General features: G+C 72.9%; 17 protein-coding genes and 1 other RNA gene. 4 read left to right on the top strand and 14 right to left on the bottom strand.

Going from position 1 to position 16,198, the window contains the following annotated elements; translation table 11 throughout:
* Positions 1-12 precede the first annotated feature (12 nt).
* Positions 13-1,449, top strand: coding sequence for a gluconate:H+ symporter (locus tag I4I78_RS06140; protein ID WP_374225847.1), 1,437 nt, complete (start codon positions 13-15; stop codon positions 1,447-1,449).
* A gap of 15 nt (positions 1,450-1,464) precedes the next feature.
* Here the strand turns inward: I4I78_RS06140 and I4I78_RS06135 are convergent, their stop codons facing one another.
* Positions 1,465-2,937, bottom strand: coding sequence for a PLP-dependent aminotransferase family protein (locus I4I78_RS06135; RefSeq protein WP_218610209.1), 1,473 nt, complete (start codon positions 2,935-2,937; stop codon positions 1,465-1,467).
* Positions 2,938-3,035: 98 nt separating this feature from the next.
* Here I4I78_RS06135 and I4I78_RS06130 point away from each other — a divergent pair, with 98 nt between their 5' ends.
* Positions 3,036-3,641, top strand: coding sequence for a YitT family protein (locus I4I78_RS06130; protein ID WP_218610214.1), 606 nt, complete (start codon positions 3,036-3,038; stop codon positions 3,639-3,641).
* A 15-nt stretch (positions 3,642-3,656) separates the two neighbouring features.
* On the opposite strand, the gene I4I78_RS06125 is transcribed toward I4I78_RS06130, so the two are convergent.
* From I4I78_RS06125 to I4I78_RS06115, 3 genes are read right to left on the bottom strand one after another with little or no spacing between them, the layout of a single operon-like run.
* On the bottom strand, positions 3,657-4,424 hold the full coding sequence (locus tag I4I78_RS06125; protein WP_218610208.1) for a thioredoxin domain-containing protein: 768 nt from the start codon (positions 4,422-4,424) through the stop codon (positions 3,657-3,659).
* Positions 4,421-5,005: a MauE/DoxX family redox-associated membrane protein gene (locus I4I78_RS06120; RefSeq protein WP_374225846.1), complete on the bottom strand. Its 585-nt coding sequence runs from the start codon at positions 5,003-5,005 to the stop codon at positions 4,421-4,423. The genes I4I78_RS06125 and I4I78_RS06120 overlap by 4 nt, the downstream gene beginning before the upstream one ends.
* Before the next feature lie 21 nt (positions 5,006-5,026).
* On the bottom strand, positions 5,027-6,508 hold the full coding sequence (locus I4I78_RS06115) for a cryptochrome/photolyase family protein (protein ID WP_218610207.1): 1,482 nt from the start codon (positions 6,506-6,508) through the stop codon (positions 5,027-5,029).
* A gap of 118 nt (positions 6,509-6,626) precedes the next feature.
* On the opposite strand from I4I78_RS06115, the gene I4I78_RS06110 reads away from it, so the two are divergent.
* On the top strand, positions 6,627-7,355 hold the full coding sequence (locus I4I78_RS06110; protein WP_218610206.1) for a VIT1/CCC1 transporter family protein: 729 nt from the start codon (positions 6,627-6,629) through the stop codon (positions 7,353-7,355).
* Between the two features lie 21 nt (positions 7,356-7,376).
* Here the strand turns inward: I4I78_RS06110 and I4I78_RS06105 are convergent, their stop codons facing one another.
* From I4I78_RS06105 to ftsE, 7 genes are all read right to left on the bottom strand, one after another.
* Positions 7,377-7,568, bottom strand: coding sequence for a ferredoxin (locus tag I4I78_RS06105; RefSeq protein ID WP_218610205.1), 192 nt, complete (start codon positions 7,566-7,568; stop codon positions 7,377-7,379).
* A 5-nt stretch (positions 7,569-7,573) separates the two neighbouring features.
* On the bottom strand, positions 7,574-8,824 hold the full coding sequence (locus I4I78_RS06100; RefSeq protein WP_218610204.1) for a cytochrome P450: 1,251 nt from the start codon (positions 8,822-8,824) through the stop codon (positions 7,574-7,576).
* A 196-nt stretch (positions 8,825-9,020) separates the two neighbouring features.
* Positions 9,021-9,405, bottom strand: a transfer-messenger RNA (tmRNA) gene (gene ssrA / locus I4I78_RS06095).
* 83 nt (positions 9,406-9,488) lie between these two features.
* Positions 9,489-10,430, bottom strand: a complete 942-nt coding sequence (locus I4I78_RS06090; protein ID WP_308251930.1) for an amidohydrolase family protein — start codon at positions 10,428-10,430, stop codon at positions 9,489-9,491.
* A gap of 64 nt (positions 10,431-10,494) precedes the next feature.
* Positions 10,495-10,980: an SsrA-binding protein SmpB gene (smpB, locus tag I4I78_RS06085; protein ID WP_218610202.1), complete on the bottom strand. Its 486-nt coding sequence runs from the start codon at positions 10,978-10,980 to the stop codon at positions 10,495-10,497.
* 38 nt (positions 10,981-11,018) lie between these two features.
* Positions 11,019-11,921, bottom strand: a complete 903-nt coding sequence (ftsX, locus tag I4I78_RS06080; RefSeq protein ID WP_218610201.1) for a permease-like cell division protein FtsX — start codon at positions 11,919-11,921, stop codon at positions 11,019-11,021.
* On the bottom strand, positions 11,921-12,610 hold the full coding sequence (ftsE, locus tag I4I78_RS06075) for a cell division ATP-binding protein FtsE (RefSeq protein ID WP_218610200.1): 690 nt from the start codon (positions 12,608-12,610) through the stop codon (positions 11,921-11,923). Before ftsE ends, ftsX begins: the two co-directional genes overlap by 1 nt.
* A 91-nt stretch (positions 12,611-12,701) precedes the next feature.
* Here ftsE and I4I78_RS06070 point away from each other — a divergent pair, with 91 nt between their 5' ends.
* Positions 12,702-13,547 carry an SDR family NAD(P)-dependent oxidoreductase gene (locus I4I78_RS06070; RefSeq protein ID WP_218610199.1) on the top strand — a complete coding sequence of 282 codons (846 nt, stop codon included), beginning with the start codon at positions 12,702-12,704 and terminating at the stop codon, positions 13,545-13,547.
* Positions 13,548-13,635: 88 nt separating this feature from the next.
* Here I4I78_RS06070 and I4I78_RS06065 read toward each other — a convergent pair whose 3' ends face one another.
* The 3 genes from I4I78_RS06065 to I4I78_RS06055 form a co-directional block, all read right to left on the bottom strand.
* On the bottom strand, positions 13,636-14,394 hold the full coding sequence (locus I4I78_RS06065; RefSeq protein WP_218610198.1) for a hypothetical protein: 759 nt from the start codon (positions 14,392-14,394) through the stop codon (positions 13,636-13,638).
* Positions 14,391-15,494, bottom strand: a complete 1,104-nt coding sequence (gene prfB / locus I4I78_RS06060) for a peptide chain release factor 2 (protein ID WP_218610197.1) — start codon at positions 15,492-15,494, stop codon at positions 14,391-14,393. Before prfB ends, I4I78_RS06065 begins: the two co-directional genes overlap by 4 nt.
* Before the next feature lie 61 nt (positions 15,495-15,555).
* Positions 15,556-16,062 (bottom strand): PadR family transcriptional regulator, encoded by a 507-nt coding sequence (locus I4I78_RS06055; protein ID WP_218610196.1) that lies wholly within the window; start codon positions 16,060-16,062, stop codon positions 15,556-15,558.
* Positions 16,063-16,198 lie beyond the last annotated feature (136 nt).

The raw sequence follows: 16,198 nt of genomic DNA, 5'->3' as shown, positions 1-16,198 counted from the left end.
GTGCACACCGTTCTGCTGGCGGCCGAGGCCGTCGCGCCCGCCGCGTCCGGCGGACGCCTGGTCGTCGCCGCGCTGGTCGGCATCGCGGCCCTCGTCCTGCTGATCACCCGGTTCTCGCTGCACCCGTTCCTGGCCCTGACGATCGGCTCGCTGCTGGTCGCCGCCGTCGCGGGCCAGGCGATGGACGACGCCGTGGAGAGCTTCACCACGGGGTTCGGCGACACCGCGGCGAGCGTCGGCACGCTGATCGCGCTCGGGGCCATGTTCGGCAAGCTGCTCGCCGACTCCGGAGGCGCGGACCGGCTGGTGGACACGATCGTCGGGAAGTCGGGGCCGCGGACCCTGCCGTGGGCGATGGCCGGTGTCGGCGCGCTGATCGGGTTGCCGATGTTCTTCGAGATCGGCCTCGTGATGCTGATGCCGGTGATCTTCCTGGTGGCCCGGCGCGCGCAGGTCTCGGTGATCGCGGTCGGGATCCCGGCGCTGGCCGGGCTCTCGGCCATGCACGGCCTGGTGCCGCCGCACCCCGGGCCGCTGGCCGCGATCGGCGTGCTGGACGCCGACCTGGGCATCACGCTGCTGCTCGGCGTCGTCGTCGCGATCCCGGTGATCGCCCTGTCCGGGCCGGTGTTCGCCCGGTTCGCCGCCCGCTGGGTCGACGTCGAGCCGCCCGCGCTGTTCTCCGGGCGCGAGGAGATGGCGGAGGCGGGCTCGACCGCGGTACGCACCGGAACGGGCTCCGGCGGTGGGGCCGGGGCCGACGGGGACACCGCGCAGGCTCCCCGCCCGGGCTTCGGGGTCACGCTGGCCACGGTGCTGCTGCCGGTCGCGCTGATGATGGCCAAGGCCGTCGCCGACCTGCTCGCGTCCGAGGGCACGGGGGTCCGCACGGCGCTGGACTTCGTCGGCACCCCGCTCGTCGCGCTGCTGATCTCGGTACTGGTCGCGGCGTTCACGCTCGGCCGCGGCGCCGCGATGGGCGTGCGGGCGGTGTCGAGGACGCTGGAGAACGCGCTCCCGGCGATCGCCGGCATCGTGCTGATCGTCGCCGCGGGCGGCGGGTTCAAGCAGACCCTGGTCGACACCGGGATCGGGCAGCTGATCGCCGACTGGGCCACCGGCGCGGGCATCTCGGTGCTGCTGCTGGGATGGCTGGTGGCGGTCGCGATCCGGCTGGCCACCGGCTCCGCGACGGTCGCGACGGTGACCGCGGCCGGGATCCTGGTGCCACTGCTGTCCACCCTCGACCCGACTCAGACCTCGCTGCTGGTGCTGGCCATCGGGTCCGGATCGCTGTTCTTCTCACACGTCAACGACGCCGGGTTCTGGCTGGTCAAGGAGTACTTCGGGCTGACCGTGGGGCAGAACATCCGGACCTGGTCGATCATGGAGACGCTGATCTCGGTGTTCGGCCTGGTGTTCGTGCTGCTCCTCGACCTGATCGTCTGACCCCGCGCGGCCGCGCTAGACGACGAGATCGGCGCGGGCTTCCGGGACGGGGCCCGCGCCGACGTCGTCGACGGCCCGGCGCAGCCGTCGCACCGCCTCGGCCAGCACCGGCTCGGGGTGGGTGAACGGCAGTCGCAACCGGTCCTCGAACGCCCGCCCGGGACCGAACCGCGGGCCGGGCGCGAGGCTCAGCCCGTGCCGTGGGGCGACCGCCGAGAGCGCCGTGGACATCTCCGTACGCAGGTCGTACCAGAGCATCAACCCGCCGTCCGGGACCTGCACCCGCCAGTCCGGGAACTCGGCCCCGACCTCGGCGACCAGACGGTCGCGCTGTGCGCGCAACGGCCCGATCCGCTCGGCGCGCAGGTCGTCCAGCGCGTCGAGGACCTCGACGCCGATCAGCTGTTCCAGGATCGGCGGCGAGATCTGCGCGCGGGCGAGCCGGCGACGCATCCGGGCGGCCGGTTCGCGTGCGGTCCGCATCCAGCCCAGCCGCAGGCCACCCCAGGCGATCTTGCTGATCCCTCCTACGGTGACGACGTCGTCGTCGCGCGGGGCGTACGCGGCGCACGGCCGGGGCCCGGGTGCCGTCGGCGCAGCGATGCCGCCGTCGCGCAGGTCGAGGTCGACGAACGTCTCGTCGACGATCGCGACGACCCCCTGGCGGGCCAGCCGGAGCATCAGACGGGCCCGGGCGTCGTCGTCGAGCAGCACGCCGGTCGGGTTCTGGAAGTCGGCCATCAGGTAGGCGACGCGGGCTGCGGTCTGCCGGGCGGCGCGCGGCAACGCCGTCTGCACCGGCTCCCGGTCCAGGGCCACCGGGACCGGGAGGGCGCGGACGTCGTCGATGAGGTCCAGCACGGCGGGGTAGGTCGGGTTCTCGACGAGCACCCGGTCCCCGGGCCCGGCGAGCTCGCCGAGTGCGGTGCCGATCGCGTGCAGCGCCCCGCTGGTCACCACGATCTGGTCCGGGTCGGTGGGCAGCCCGCGGGCGGTGAAGCGGGCCGCGACCCGCTCGCGCAGCGCGGGGAGCCCGTCCGGGCCGTACCCGTGCCCGGCCAGCTCGGCGTCGAGGCGTTCCATCGCCCGACGCAGCAGGGCCGACATCGCCTGCGGAGCCGGCGGCGCGGCGTGCGTCAGGTCGATGACCCCGCCGCGGACGGGGGCGGGTACCCATGCACCGTCGGGACGCAGGGGGCCGTCCGGGAGCCGGACCCAGGTGCCGGAGCCCTGACGCGCGTCGGCCCAGCCCGCGGAGCGCAGGTCCCGGTAGGCGTGGGTGACGGTGACCCGGCTCAGCGCCAGCTCGGCGGCCAGGGCGCGCTCGGCGGGAAGCCGGGTCCCGGACGGCAGCCGGCCGTCGTCGACCAGCACCCGGACGGCCGCGGCCAGCGTCCGGTACGCCGGGCCACGCCCGGCCCGGACGTCACCGAGCAGCCCGGCCAGCCGCGCGGCGCCGATCCCGTGCCCGTCGCCGTTCCTGATCAAGGCCACTTCCTCCCGATTGGACCGACGACATCACGCCACCTTCTCAGGCAGCATGCCATTTCGTGACGATCGACGGAACGACCCGCTGGTCTCTGCGGATGCCCCGGCGCGCGCGGCGACTGACCCAGCTCGTCGTGGGCCTGGTGGCCTACGCGTTCTCGATGGCCCTGATGCTGCGCGCCGGGCTGGGCGCGATGCCGTGGGACGTGCTGCACCAGGGCGTCGCGCTGCGCAGCGGGTTGACGATCGGGACGACCACGGTCGTGCTCGGCGTGGTCGTGCTGCTGGTCTGGGTCCCGCTGCGGGAGCGGCCGGGGATCGGGACGGTCGCGAACATCGTGGTGATCGGCGTCGCGGTGGACGTCGCGCTGGCCGTGCTGCCGACGTCGGCTGTGCTCGAGTCGGGGGGACTCGGGTGGCGGATCGGCTTCGCGGTCGCCGGGATCGTGCTCAACGCCGCGGCGACGGCGGCCTACATCGGCGTCGGCCTGGGGCCCGGGCCCCGGGACGGGCTGATGACCGGGCTCGCGGCGCGCACGGGGTGGTCGGTGCGGCTGGTCCGGACCTCGATCGAGGTGACGGTGGTGCTCATCGGCTGGCTGCTCGGCGGCACGTTCGGCATCGTGACGGTCGCCTACGCGCTGGGCGTCGGTCCGCTGGTCCAGTGGTTCCTGCCGCGGTTCACCGTGCGGGTGGACCGCTGAGCGCGACCGGAGTGCTCAGGCGCCGATCGCGCGGCTGAGCCAGTCCTGGTCGTTGATCTCGATCTTGGTGCCGTTGAGCAGGACGGTCGGGGTGCCGAAGCTGCCGCCCGGCGCCACGGCCTCGTTCCCGGCCGCGTCGTTCGTCGCCTGCGCGATCGCGGCGGCGTCGGCGTTGGCGTTCACGCAGCCCGCGAAGTCGCCCTGCGCCCCCATCTGCTGGCCGATGGCGGCCAGCTCCTGGGCCGTCTTGCCCGGCCCGCCCTCGGCCGGCTGCTCGGCGAACAACCGGCTGTGGAACGCAGGCCAGATCCCGGCGTCGGCGGCGCACAGGGCCGCGCTACCGGCCAGGGTGGAGTAGCCCTGCGGCTCGCTGGCCCGGTCCAGGATCGCGATCCCGTGGTAGTTGACCTTGACCTTGCCCTGGTTGAGGGCGGTGGTGATCTCGTCGCCGTAGATCCGCTCGAACTGCTGGCAGGCCGGGCAGAGGTAGTCCTCGTAGACGTCCACGGTGACCGGCGCGGTCGGTGCGCCCGCCATGACCACGGTGCCCGTCCGCGCCGCGGTGTAGGTCGGCGCGACCGCCGCGGCGTCACCGGTGGAGCTCGGCTGGGAGAAGTAGACGAACAGCCCCGCCACCACGGCGACGACGAGGATGACGGCGGCGATCACCAGCCCCTGCCTGCCTCCGCCGCCACCGCCCTTGGCCTTGGTGGGCGTGATCCCCGCGGCCGAGAGCCGCGCCTGCGCCGCCTCGCGCCGCTCGCGCTCGCTCCGTGAACTCATCGCGGGTTCCTCCCTGCTCCGGCCGGTGCGGACCGGCCCTCGGTCATCGATCCGTCGCCGTGCCCGCCGTCGTCCCCGTCACCGGGCTCGTCCCCGTCACCGGGCTCGTCCCCGTCCCCGCGGTCCCAGCGCCGGTCCAGCGCGAACCGGGTGCGGGGCCGGACCGTCAGCCACCCGGCGAGCGCCAGGAAGCCCAGGTCACGGACCAGCTCGGTGCCGTAGGCCTCCTCGCCCGGCGCGACCGCACCGCCGCCGCCGAAGCAGCCGCAGTCGATCGAGGGCCCGCGCGCCCACGCCTGGCCGAGGCCGGCCAGGAACACCAGGAGCAGCAGCGCCGACACCACGGCGGCCGCGCGTGTTCCGGCCCCGACGAGCAGCAACGCACCCAGCGCCAGCTCGAAGATCGGCAGCACCGCCGCCACGACCGGCGCCACGGTGCCCGGCAGCACGTCGTAGGCGTCCACCGCGACCGTGGTCCCGATCGGGTCGACGACCTTCACCGCGCCGGACACCAGCCAGATCGCGGCCAGCCCGAGACGCACGAGCGTGCCCACGACGTCGAGCATCCGTGCGCGGTTCACCCGGCCGAGCCTAGCGATCGGCTAGAACTCCTCGCGGGCCGACTCCTGCTCGAGCACCGCGTCGAGGTCGCCCAGACGGTTCATCGTCGCCACCGCGCGGGCGGTGCGGTGGTTACCGGCCAGCAGCTCCCGGTGGCGGTGCACCCACTGCCAGTACCCGGCGGTGAACGGGCACGCCCTCTCCCCCACCCGGACCTTCGGGTCGAACGCGCAGCCTCGGCAGTGGTCGGTCATCCGGTTCAGGTAGGCCCCGCCCGCGGAGTACGGCTTGGTCGCCATCGCGCCGGCGTCGGCGTGCTGGCTCATCCCGACCACGTTCGGCGGCATCACCCACGCGAACCCGTCGACGAACGAGGTGGCGAACCAGTCGTTGAGCTCGGCCGGGACGTACCCGCGCTGCGCCGCGTGGTTGCCCAGGATCATCAGCCGCGGGATGTGGTGCACCCAGCCGCGGTCGCGGACGCCCTCCAGCGCGGTCGAGAGGCACTTCGCGGTGACGGCGTCGGCGTCGAGCGAGGTCCACCAGTCCGGCAACGGAGTGTGCGCGCGCAGGGCGTTGCGGCGCGTGTAGCCACGGCCGAAACGCCAGTAGAGCTGCCAGACGTACTCGCGCCAGCCCAGCACCTGCCGGACGAACCCCTCGACGCTGGCCAGCCCGGCCGTCCCGTCGCGGTAGGCCTGCTCGGCGGCGTGCACGGCGTCGAGCGGGTGCAGCACGCCGTGGTTGAGCGGGACCGAGAGCAGCGAGTGCGCCATCGCCCAGTCCTGCTCCATGACCGCGTCCTCGTACGGGCCGAACGTGTCCAGGCGGTGCTCGACGAAGTGCGCCAGGGCCGCGCTCGCCTCGTCGTGGGTGACGGCGAAGCGGCGCGGCCCGTCCACCCCGACGGTCGGATACCCGGCGGCGTCGAGGTCCGCGCGGACCCTCTCGTCGATCGCGTCCTCGGTCGGCTCCCACGGGCCCGGCACGTCGAGCGTGCGCTGCCCCTTCGGCGGCGGCTCGCGGTTGTCGGCGTCGAGGTTCCAGCGCCCGCCGACGGGTGCGTCGCCGTCCATCAGGACGTCGAAACGCTCGCGCTGGGAGCGGTAGAAATCCTCCATCCGGAACGTCTCCCGGTCACCGGCCCACTCGTCGAACCCGTCCTTCGACAGCGCGAACGACGGGTTCGGCCGGACCTCGGTGACCAGGCCCTCGGCCCGGAACCGCCGTACCAGGTCCGAGGCCGGGAACGACGTCGGCTGGTGCACCACGACCGGGCGCCCGAGCTTCTCCAGCGCTTCCCGGTAGGTCCGGGTCCGCAGGTACGTGACCCGGTCGCCCAGCTCGTCGGCGAGATGGCGCATGCCGGAGAGCATCAGGTGCAGCTTCTGGCGGTGGAACGGTTTACGGCCCAGCGCCCCGGACGACTCGACGAGGACGATCTCGCGGCCGGCGAACTCCTCGGTGTCGTACACGTGCCGTCCGAGCTGGTCGCCGAAGAGCCACAGCGGAGGTTCCGACATCGGACCAGTCTGTGGGCCGCGGCCCGGGCCCGCGACACGACCGACCCTCGGACGGCGCGGCCCGACCGGGATTCCCGGGCCTGCACAACCGCAGGTCACGCGGCCTAGGGTGATCGCCATGACCGACCCCGGATTCGACGCGGAAATGGCCGAGCACGACCGGGACCACCATCACCGCGACATCTCCGGCGGCTGGCTGCGCGCGGCCACGTTCGGGGCGATGGACGGCCTGGTCACCACGATCGCGCTCGTCGCGGGCGTCGGCGGGGGCGGCGCGGACCGGGCACTGATCGTCCTGACCGGGCTGGCCGGGGTCGTCGCGGGGGCGTTCTCGATGGCGCTGGGCGAGTTCGCCTCGGTCGGCACCCAGAACGAGGCGGTGGACGCCGAGGCCGACGTGGAACGCCGCGAGCTGCGCGTGCACCCGCACGCGGAGCAGCTCGAGCTGACCCGGATGTATGAACAGATGGGGCTGAGCGGACCGACCGCCGAGGCGGTGGCACGCGAGGTGCACGCCGACCCGGACCTGGCCCTGCGGGTGCACATCACCCAGGAGCTGGGGGTCAGCATCGACGACAAGCCCTCGCCGTGGACGGCCGCGACGTCGTCGTTCGCGGCGTTCGCCGTCGGCGGGCTGGTCCCGCTGGCGTCGTTCCTGCTGGGGTTCTCGTCGCTGTGGCTCGGCCTCGCGGTCGGCGGCGCAGGGTTGCTCGCCGCCGGGGCTCTGACGTCCCGGTTCACCACCCGGACCTGGTGGGCGGCCGCGCTGCGCCAGCTGATGTTCGGCGCGATCGCGGCCGGTGCCACCTACCTGGTCGGCATGCTGATCGGCGTCAGCGCGGCCTGAGGGCGGCCCCTCGGTGCGGGGCTACTCCTCGACCGTGATGACCCGGGCCGGGCAGACGTGCGCCGCGTCCCGGACAGCCTCCGCGTCGCCCTCCCCCGGGGACTCGTTCAGGACCTCGACGAAGCCGTCGTCGTCCTGGTCGAAGACGTCCGGAGCGGTGACCACGCACTGTCCGGCGCCGATGCACATGTCCTTGTCGACCGTCACCTTCATACCCATCAGAATGCCACCGGCAGCTCGTGCACGCCGTACACGGCCATCTGGTCGCGGAACCTGATCTCCGAGTCGGGCACCGTGACCCGCAGGTCCGGGAAGCGGCGCAGCAGGGCCGGGTAGGCGATCTGCAGCTCGATCCGGGCCAGCGGCTGACCCAGGCACTGGTGGATCCCGAACCCGAAGGCGACGTGCTGGTTCGTGCCGCGCGTGACGTCGAGGTCGTCCGGGTCGGAGTACTTCTCCGGGTCCCGGTTGGCGGCCTCGGCGGCCAGGATGACGCCCTCCCCGGCGCGGATCAGCGTGCCGTCGACCTCCACGTCGGTGAGCGCCACCCGGCGCCGACCGAGGTGGGTGACGGTGAGCACCCGGAGCAGCTCCTCCACCGCGGAGCGCACCGTGGCGGTGTCGCCGTCGCGCACGAGCGCGGCCTGGTCGGGGTGGTGGAGCAGGGTCAGCGTGCCGAGACCGATCATGTTCGCGGTCGTCTCGTGCCCGGCCACCAGCAGCAGGAACGCCATGGCGCTGACCTCGGAGGGCTCCAGCTCGCCGGCGTCCACCCGGGCACCGAGGCGGGAGATCAGGTCGTCGGCCGGGTTCCTCCGCCTGGTCTCGGCGAGATCGTCGAGGTAGCCCTGCAGCGCGTCGAGTGCCCCGAAGACCGTGTCCTCGCCGGAGGTGAGGTCGAGCAGGGCGTGGCTCTGCTCCTGGAAGAACGCGTGGTCGGAGTACGGGACGCCGAGCAGGTGGCAGATCACCAGCGACGGCAGCGGCAGCGCGAACGCCTGCACGAGGTCGGTGCTCATGCTTGTTCCGGCAAGCCTGCTCCCGGTCTCGCGCGGGCCCGCCTCCATCGCGTCGAGCAGCTCGATGACCGTCTGCTCGATCAGCGGGCGCAGTGTCTCGATCCGGCGGACGGTGAACTCGCCGATCAGCATCTTGCGCAGGCGGGCGTGGTCCGGGTCGTCCATGAAGATGAACGACGGGCGCTGGCGGTCCTGGCGCATCTTGCGGGACGCGGCGACGGTCGGATAGCCGTCGCGGTAGGGGTCCGAGCTGAACCGCGGGTCGGCCAGCACCGAGCGCACGTCGGCGTAGCGGGTGAGCAGCCAGGGTGTGCTGCCGTCCCAGATCCTTGCCCGGGTGATCGGCTCCTCGGCCTGCAGCCGTCCCAGCTCGGCGGCCGGGCGGTAGGGGCACTCCCGGGTCATCGGGTACGACGTGCTGGTCTCCTGCGGGACCTCGGTGGTGGTCATCGGTTCGCGACACCTCTCCCTCTCGACGCCGCACGACGTTAGCAATGCACAGTTTCATCGTGCAACGATCGGCGGAAGGAAGATCGTCCGGATCGGCGAGCGGCAGGCACGGGACCGCCCACACGACGACGGGGCCGCACCCGCCTGTGTGGCGGATACGGCCCCGTCGGTGTCGGTTCCTGCTGTGGAACTTCAAGGGTGGAGGTGCCGGGAATCGAACCCGGGTCCTCCGTCGGTTCACGAGGGCTTCTCCGTGCGCAGTCCGCTGAGCCTCTACTCGGATCCACCGGTCACGCGAACAAGCCGGTGTGACGATCCCAGCCACTGTTCGATGTCCCACGCGGCCCCGTGGCCGAGCCGCGCGGTGAGTCCCCTTAATGATGCCGGGATCCGGAGCGGGGACGCCTCCGGCCCGACAGCCCCTACCTGTTTATCAGGCAGCGAGCGCGAAAGCGCTCTGCGGGGCAGTGCGACTGTTGTCGGCACTTATTTTGTTACGACGCATGGTTAACGAGATCATCGTCGTCTTCCTCGGCACGCTTCACCTCGATCAACGATCGGAGTCGAAACCGTTCACCCCCTGGTGGGTCCTGCTGTGCTGGATCTTTCTCCGGCCACCCGTCACCGGGCGGTCGTACCAGAGTAACGCCTCCGGGCCCGCGGATCATCCCGGTTCGGTCTCGGGCGCGCCCCGGGTGTCTCGGACCCCGAGCACCGCGGCCGGGGTGTCGTGCAGGACCGAGCGCAGGAACGGCAGTCCCAGGCGGTCGTCGGCGGCCGCCCAGCCGTGGATCGCGACGAGCTGCTCGACGTAGGCGTAGGGGATGTTCGGGAAGTCGGTGCCCAGGACCACCCGATCGGCGAACTCGACCAGGCTCGCCGGCCAGTCCGCCGGCAACGGCGCCATGTCCTCGCTGAACGGCGTCCCGACCATCGTCGTGTCGATCATCAGGTTCTCGTGGCGGCGCATCAGCTCCAGCGCGGCCGTGTAGTCCGGCAGACCGGCGTGGGCGAGCACGACCTTGAGGCGGGGGTGCGCGTCGAGCACGTCGCCGAAGATGTCGAGCCCGGTGTGCCGGCCCGGGATCGGGCCGTTGCCGCAGTGCACGATGGCCGGCACCCCGGCGTCGGCGAGCAGGCCCCAGGCCGGGGCCAGCAGCTCGTCGCGCGGGTCGAACCCGCCGACCTGCACGTGCACCTTCACCATCCGGGCACCGCCCTCGACGGCCTCGCCGAGGTACTCGGTCACGTCCGGCTCCGGGAACAGGGTGGCCGTCCGGACGGCGGACGGGTTGCGCCGGGAGAACTCGGCGGCCCACCCGGTGAGCCAGCGGGCCATGCCGGGCTTGTGCGGGTAGGTCAGCGGCGCGAACCGTGTCACGCCCATCCGCTCGAGGTGGCGCAGGCGCTCGTTCTCGGGCAGCCGGTAGTGCACCGGCCAGGCACGCCCGTAGTGCTCGCACGCGTGGTCGAAGTAGTCCCAGACCTTGGCCAGCATCCGCTCGGGCAGGAAGTGCACGTGCGTGTCGACGAGACCGGGCAGGCCCAGCTCGGCGGTCCAGCGGGGGACGTCGTCGTCCGAGACCGGGGGCGCGGGGAGATCCACGCCGGTCACCGTAGCCGGGCGGCCGGGGTTCGGTGCATGCCATGGGCACAGCTGCGGGCGCGGCTCAGCGCAGACTGCGGGCGCGACCCTTCGCGGCGCGGCCGATGGCGCGCTGGATGTCCCGGTCGGCGTCGCGCTTGGCCAGGTCGTGGCGCTTGTCGAAGCTCTTCTTGCCCCGTGCGAGCGCGATCTCGCACTTGACCTTGCCGTCGCTGAAGTACAGCGCCAGCGGGACGAGGGTGAGCCCGCCCTCGCGGATCTTGCCGATCAGCCGCTCGATCTCGCCCTTGTGCAGCAGCAGCTTGCGGGTGCGCCGCGGCTCGTGGTTGGTCCAGCTGCCCTGTGTGTACTCCGGGACGTGCAGGCCACGCAGCCACACCTCGCCCTCGTCGACGGTCGCGAACGCGTCCGCCATCGAGGCCCGGCCGAGGCGGAGGCTCTTCACCTCGGTGCCCTTCAGCGCGACCCCGGCCTCGTAGACGTCCAGGATCGCGAAGTCGTGCCGGGCCCGGCGGTTCTGCACGATCACCTTCCGGCCCTTTTCCTTCACCGGTCCAGCCTACCCGCGACGCGCCACCGCATTCACGCTCAGACCTTGACGTAGAGCCGGAGGGTCACGTAGCCGGTCAGACCTGCGACGACGCCGCCGACCGGGACGAGCAGGGCCGAGGTCAGCAGGACGTCGGTGAGCTGCACCGGCGGGATCACGTTGCTCTGCGCGATCGCGCCCAGCAGGTCGTCGACGACGAGGAACTTGCCGGCCAGCAGGCCCACCCCGGCGAGCGCGCCGCCGATGAGCCCGGCCACGGTGGCCTCGACCAGGAACGGCAGCTGGGTGGTCCAGCGGGTGGCGCCGACCAGACGCATCACGCCCACCTCGGTGCGCCGGGTGAACGCGGAGACCTGCACCGTGTTGGAGATCAGCAGCACCGCAGCGACGGCCTGCACCAGGGCCAGCGCGAACGCGACGTTGCGCACCCCGCCGAGGAAGTCGAACAGCTTCGCCACGACGTCACGCTGGTCGATGATCTCCCGGACGCCGACCTGGTTAGCCACCGCGGCGCGCACCGCGTCCGGTCCTGCGGCCTGGTCGGTGAGCTGCACCCGCAGCGTCGAGGGCAGCGACTGCGGGCGGGCGACGTCGGCGACGCTCTGGCCGGCGAAGAGCTCCTTGAACCGGGTGTAGGCCTCCTGCTGGCTCTCGAAGCGCACCTCCCCGACCCCGGGCGTGGACTCGAGGACGTTCCTGAGCCGGAAGCAGATCGGGCCGGTGCAGTCCGGGTCGTTCGACGACGTGTCCTGGGTCAGCGCGACCTGGATCTCCAGGCGGTCTGTGTAGAGCGCGCCGATGTCGTCGATCGTGCGCACGATCAGCAGCCCCGCGCCGACCGACAGCAGCGAGACGGCCGTGGTCAGCACCATCGCGACCGTCATCGTGATGTTGCGCCGCAGGCCGGAGGAGACCTCGCGGGACAGCAGTGCGGCGCGCATCAGCGACCGGCCCCGTACACCGCGCGGGCCTCGTCGCGGGCCACCGTGCCGTCGTGCAGCTCGATCACCCGCCGGCGCATCGCGTCGACGATCGTGTCGTCGTGGGTGGCCATCACGACCGTGGTGCCTCCGCGGTTGATCCGTTCCAGCAGCGCCATGATGCCGCGGCTGGTCTCCGGGTCGAGGTTGCCGGTGGGCTCGTCGGCCAGCAGCAGTGGCGGCCGGTTCACCGACGCCCGCGCGATCGCGACCCGCTGCTGCTCGCCGCCGGAGAGCTCGTGCGGCATCCGCTCGGCCTTGCCCTCCAGCCCGACCAGCGCGAGCAGCTCCGGGACGTCGCGGCGGATCTCGGCGGGCCGCTTGCCGAGCACCTCGAGCGCGAACGCCACGTTGCCGGCGACGCTGCGGTTGGCCAGCAGCCGGAAGTCCTGGAACACGCAGCCGATCCGCTGGCGCAGCTTCGGGACCTTGCGCCGCGGGAGCCCGGCCAGCGCCATCCCGCCCACCGAGATCGTGCCGCCGGTCGGCCGGTCCTCGCGCAGCAGCAACCGCAGCAGCGTCGACTTGCCCGAACCGGACGGTCCGATCAGGAAGACGAACTCGCCGTCGTCCACCGTGGCCGTGACCTTGTCCAGGGCAGGCCGGCTCGACGCCGGGTACAGCTTGGTGACGTCGCGCAGCTCGATCACGCTCGGCAACCTACCGCCGCCACCGGTTCACAGCCGGTCACGACGCGCCCGCGCCGTCGCATCCCCACCGGACGTGGGCCAGTGTGGAGCCATGAGTGCTGCGCAGCCCCGGACCTGGTTCGTCACCGGCGCGTCCGCCGGGTTCGGACGGGTCATCGTCACCACCGCCCTGGCACACGGCGACCGGGTGGTCGCCACCGCCCGCAGGCCGTCCGACCTCGACGGCCCGGACGACCGCCTGCTGCGGCTGCGGCTCGACGTCACCGACCACGACGAGGTCGAGCAGGCCGTGAGCGACGCCGAGGCGTGGGCACCGGACGGCGTCGACGTCCTGGTCAACAACGCCGGACACGGTCACCTCGGCGCCGTCGAGGAGCTCTCCACCGACGACGTGGCGTCGCTCCTCGCGGTCAACCTGCTCGGCGTGCACTCGGTCACCCGGGCGGTCCTGCCACACATGCGGACTCGCGGGCGCGGGCACGTCGTGCAGATGTCCTCGGTCGGAGGGGTGATCGGCAACCCCGGCCACGCGGCCTACGCGATGTCGAAGTTCGGCCTGGAGGGGCTCTCGAGCGCGCTGGCCGGTGAGGTGGCGCCGTTCGGGATCCGGGTGACGCTCGTCGAGCCCGGCCCGTTCCGGACCGAGTTCGCGGGCCGGTCCATGCAGGCCGCGCCGGCGATCGAGGCCTACCGCGACACCCCGGCCGGACGGCTGCGGGAGTCGATGCCCGGCCAGCACGGCGCCCAGCCCGGGGACCCGCAGCGGGCGGCCGAGGCGATCGTCGCCGTCGTCGAGCACCCGGACCCGCCGTTGCGGCTGCCGATGGGCGCCGCCGCGGTCCGCCGGATCCGGGAGTCGCTGGAAGGCCGCCTGTCGGAACTGGCGCAGTGGGAGAAGGTCGCCCTGGACACGGACTTCCCCGAAACCCGGGCCTGAGGCCCCGAACGCGCACGGGTCGGTGCTCCTGCGCGCGTCACGGCACGCGCGGGAGCCGGTTCCGTGCGCGTTCCGAGCGGGGCGGCGGTCAGCCCGTGGGGGGTGGGGTGACCTCGACCGGGACGCCGAGGTCGGACAGGGTCACGGTGATCGCTCCGGGGGTCGGGGCGTCGGCGGCGCGCGTCCCGGGGGTCGCGACCGAGCCGGTGCGCAGCTGCACGATCCGCCCGTCCGGGCCGACCCAGACGTCGATCTCCGGGGTCGGGGAGGCCAGCGCGGCGAGCTCGCCCAGCTCGGCCTTCGCGGTCGGCTCCGGGGCGGGCACGGCGGCGAGGTCGACGGTGCCGCGGTAGCGGGTCGTGGCGACGTCACCGACCTGCTCCGGGCCGACCTCGCTCACCCCGGACAGGCCGGTCGCCGAGCGCAACGCCCCGGACACCGCCCCGACCGGGAGCAGGCCCGGGGAGAGCTGCTGCCAGCGCGTTCCGAACCGGGCCCAGGACGTCCCGTCCACGGCGCGCAGCGCGACCTCGCGGGTGCCGACGGTGGCCGTGAGATCGGCGGCGAACGGCGCGAACCGCACCGGGCCGGTGGCCCGCACCGTCCCGACGGCGGTCTCGGCGAGCAGCACCGTGCGCGCCGAGCCGGCCCGCGTCGTGGCCACGGCGGCGTTCCCGACGACCTGCTCGGGGCTCTCGGCGGCCACCGGCGGGCCGGCCGGCACCGGAGCACCGGACGGCGACGCCGGCGGGTTCGGGGCCGGGGCCGCGTCGCAGGCGCCCGTCACCAGGACCGCGCAGAGCAGGCCCGCGACGACGCCGGCGCGGCCGGAGAGGATCTGGCTCACGCGTCGGGGGCCTGCATGCGCCAGCGGATACCGGCCTCGACGAAGTCGTCGATCTCGCCGTCGAGCACCTGGGTCGGGTTGTTCTGCTCCAGCCCGGTGCGCAGGTCCTTGACCTGCTGGTAGGGGTGCAGCACGTAGTTGCGCATCTGGTTGCCCCAGGACGAGCCGCCGTCCTTGAGCGAGTCCATCAGCGCCTGCTCCTCCTGCTTCTTGCGGGCGAGGAGCTTGGCCTGCAGCACCATCATCGCGCTGGCCTTGTTCTGCAGCTGCGAGCGCTCGTTCTGGCACGACACGACGATCCCGGTGGGGATGTGGGTCAGGCGCACCGCGGAGTCGGTCGTGTTGACGCCCTGCCCGCCGGGCCCCGACGACCGGTAGACGTCGACGCGCAGCTCCTTCTCGTCGATCTCGACGTGGTCGGTCGTCTCGACCACCGGCGCCACCTCGACCCCGGCGAACGAGGTCTGGCGGCGGCCCTGGTTGTCGAACGGCGAGATCCGGACGAGCCGGTGCGTGCCCTGCTCGACCGAGAGCGTCCCGTAGGCGTACGGGGCGTGCACCGCGAACGTGGCCGACTTGATGCCGGCCTCCTCGGCGTAGGACGTGTCGTAGACGTCGGTGCCGTAGTTGTGGCGTTCGGCCCAGCGCAGGTACATCCGCAGCAGCATCTCGGCGAAGTCGGCGGCGTCCACGCCCCCCGCCTCGGCGCGGATCGTCACCAGCGCCTCGCGCTGGTCGTACTCGCCGGACAGCAGCGTGCGGACCTCCAACGAGGCGATCTCGCGGCGCAGCCGGGCACGCTCGGCATCGGCGTCGGAGGTGGCGGAGCCGTCGTCCTCCTCCTCGGCCAGCTCGTAGAGCACCGGGAGGTCGTCGAGGCGTCCGCGCAGGTCGTCGAGCCTGCGCAGGTCTCCCTGGGCGTGCGCGAGCCGGCTGGTGATCTTCTGTGCCGCCTCGACGTCGTCCCAGAGATCGGGGCGCCCGGCCTGCTCGGAGAGCTCGTCGATCTCCTGGCGCAGCGCGGGCACGTCGGCGACGGCCTCGATGCTGGACAGCGTGCCGTCGAGATCCTTGATATCGGCCTGGACGTCGGGGTTCACAGCGTTTCAGCCTACGCGGGCGCTCCCGACCGGATGCGGAAACCCCGACGCGGAGCTCGCGTCACTCCGCCGGCACCGCGTCGATCAGCTTGATCATGGCGCGGGTGTGCGCCACGGCGAAGTCCGCGACCGGACGGCCGTAGGGGTCCTCGGTCTGCTTCGCCGCGGCCCGGGCCTGGGCGAGCCGCTCGGTGTAGGCCTCGCGCGAGCTGCGCAGCAGCTCCGAGCGCTGCTTGACCGTCAGCGACCCGGCGTGGAGCAGGCGCAGGACCAGCGGGCTGCGCACCGCCTCGGCGTCCCCGCCCTCGGAGAGCCAGCCCTTGAACGCGCGCTTGCCGGCAGCGGTGATCACGTATGCCTGCGACGCGCGCGGGCCCTGCTTGCCCAGACGCAGCAGGCCCTCCTCGGTCAGCACCGGCAGCTCCCGGTAGACCTGGCTGCGGGTGACCGAGAAGAACAGTCCGAACCGCTCCCCCGCCGCCGACACGAGCTGCCCACCGGTCATCGGGCCTCCGTGCAGCAGACCGAGCAGAGCGGCGGCGGTGGAGTTGACGGGTGTGGCTGGCATCGGCTCACCGTCGCACGTCGCGGGCAGTCCCGCATCCACAGTGCACCCGGCAAGATCAGCTCACGACCTGCGGGAACAATGCGTTTCGTCCGCTCAGGACCGGGTACCGGCTCCCCGTCGGTCCGCCGGGTGGACC

The sequence above is a fragment of the Pseudonocardia sp. KRD291 genome (assembly GCF_019263595.1).
Lineage (GTDB): Bacteria > Actinomycetota > Actinomycetes > Mycobacteriales > Pseudonocardiaceae > Pseudonocardia.
Note: the sequence above shows the minus strand (reverse complement) of the source record. Positions and strands in the feature narration are given on the sequence as shown.

Excerpts from the sequence above, each read along its gene's own strand:
- I4I78_RS06100 (WP_218610204.1), bottom strand. The coding sequence starts at position 8,824 with ATGACCACCACCGAGGTCCCGCAGGAGACCAGCACGTCGTACCCGATG.
- I4I78_RS06115 (WP_218610207.1), bottom strand. The coding sequence starts at position 6,508 with ATGTCGGAACCTCCGCTGTGGCTCTTCGGCGACCAGCTCGGACGGCAC.
- I4I78_RS06110 (WP_218610206.1), top strand. The coding sequence starts at position 6,627 with ATGACCGACCCCGGATTCGACGCGGAAATGGCCGAGCACGACCGGGAC.
- ftsX (WP_218610201.1), bottom strand. The coding sequence starts at position 11,921 with ATGCGCGCCGCACTGCTGTCCCGCGAGGTCTCCTCCGGCCTGCGGCGC.
- I4I78_RS06070 (WP_218610199.1), top strand. The coding sequence starts at position 12,702 with ATGAGTGCTGCGCAGCCCCGGACCTGGTTCGTCACCGGCGCGTCCGCC.
- I4I78_RS06130 (WP_218610214.1), top strand. The coding sequence starts at position 3,036 with ATGCCCCGGCGCGCGCGGCGACTGACCCAGCTCGTCGTGGGCCTGGTG.
- I4I78_RS06125 (WP_218610208.1), bottom strand. The coding sequence starts at position 4,424 with ATGAGTTCACGGAGCGAGCGCGAGCGGCGCGAGGCGGCGCAGGCGCGG.
- I4I78_RS06055 (WP_218610196.1), bottom strand. The coding sequence starts at position 16,062 with ATGCCAGCCACACCCGTCAACTCCACCGCCGCCGCTCTGCTCGGTCTG.
- I4I78_RS06105 (WP_218610205.1), bottom strand. The coding sequence starts at position 7,568 with ATGAAGGTGACGGTCGACAAGGACATGTGCATCGGCGCCGGACAGTGC.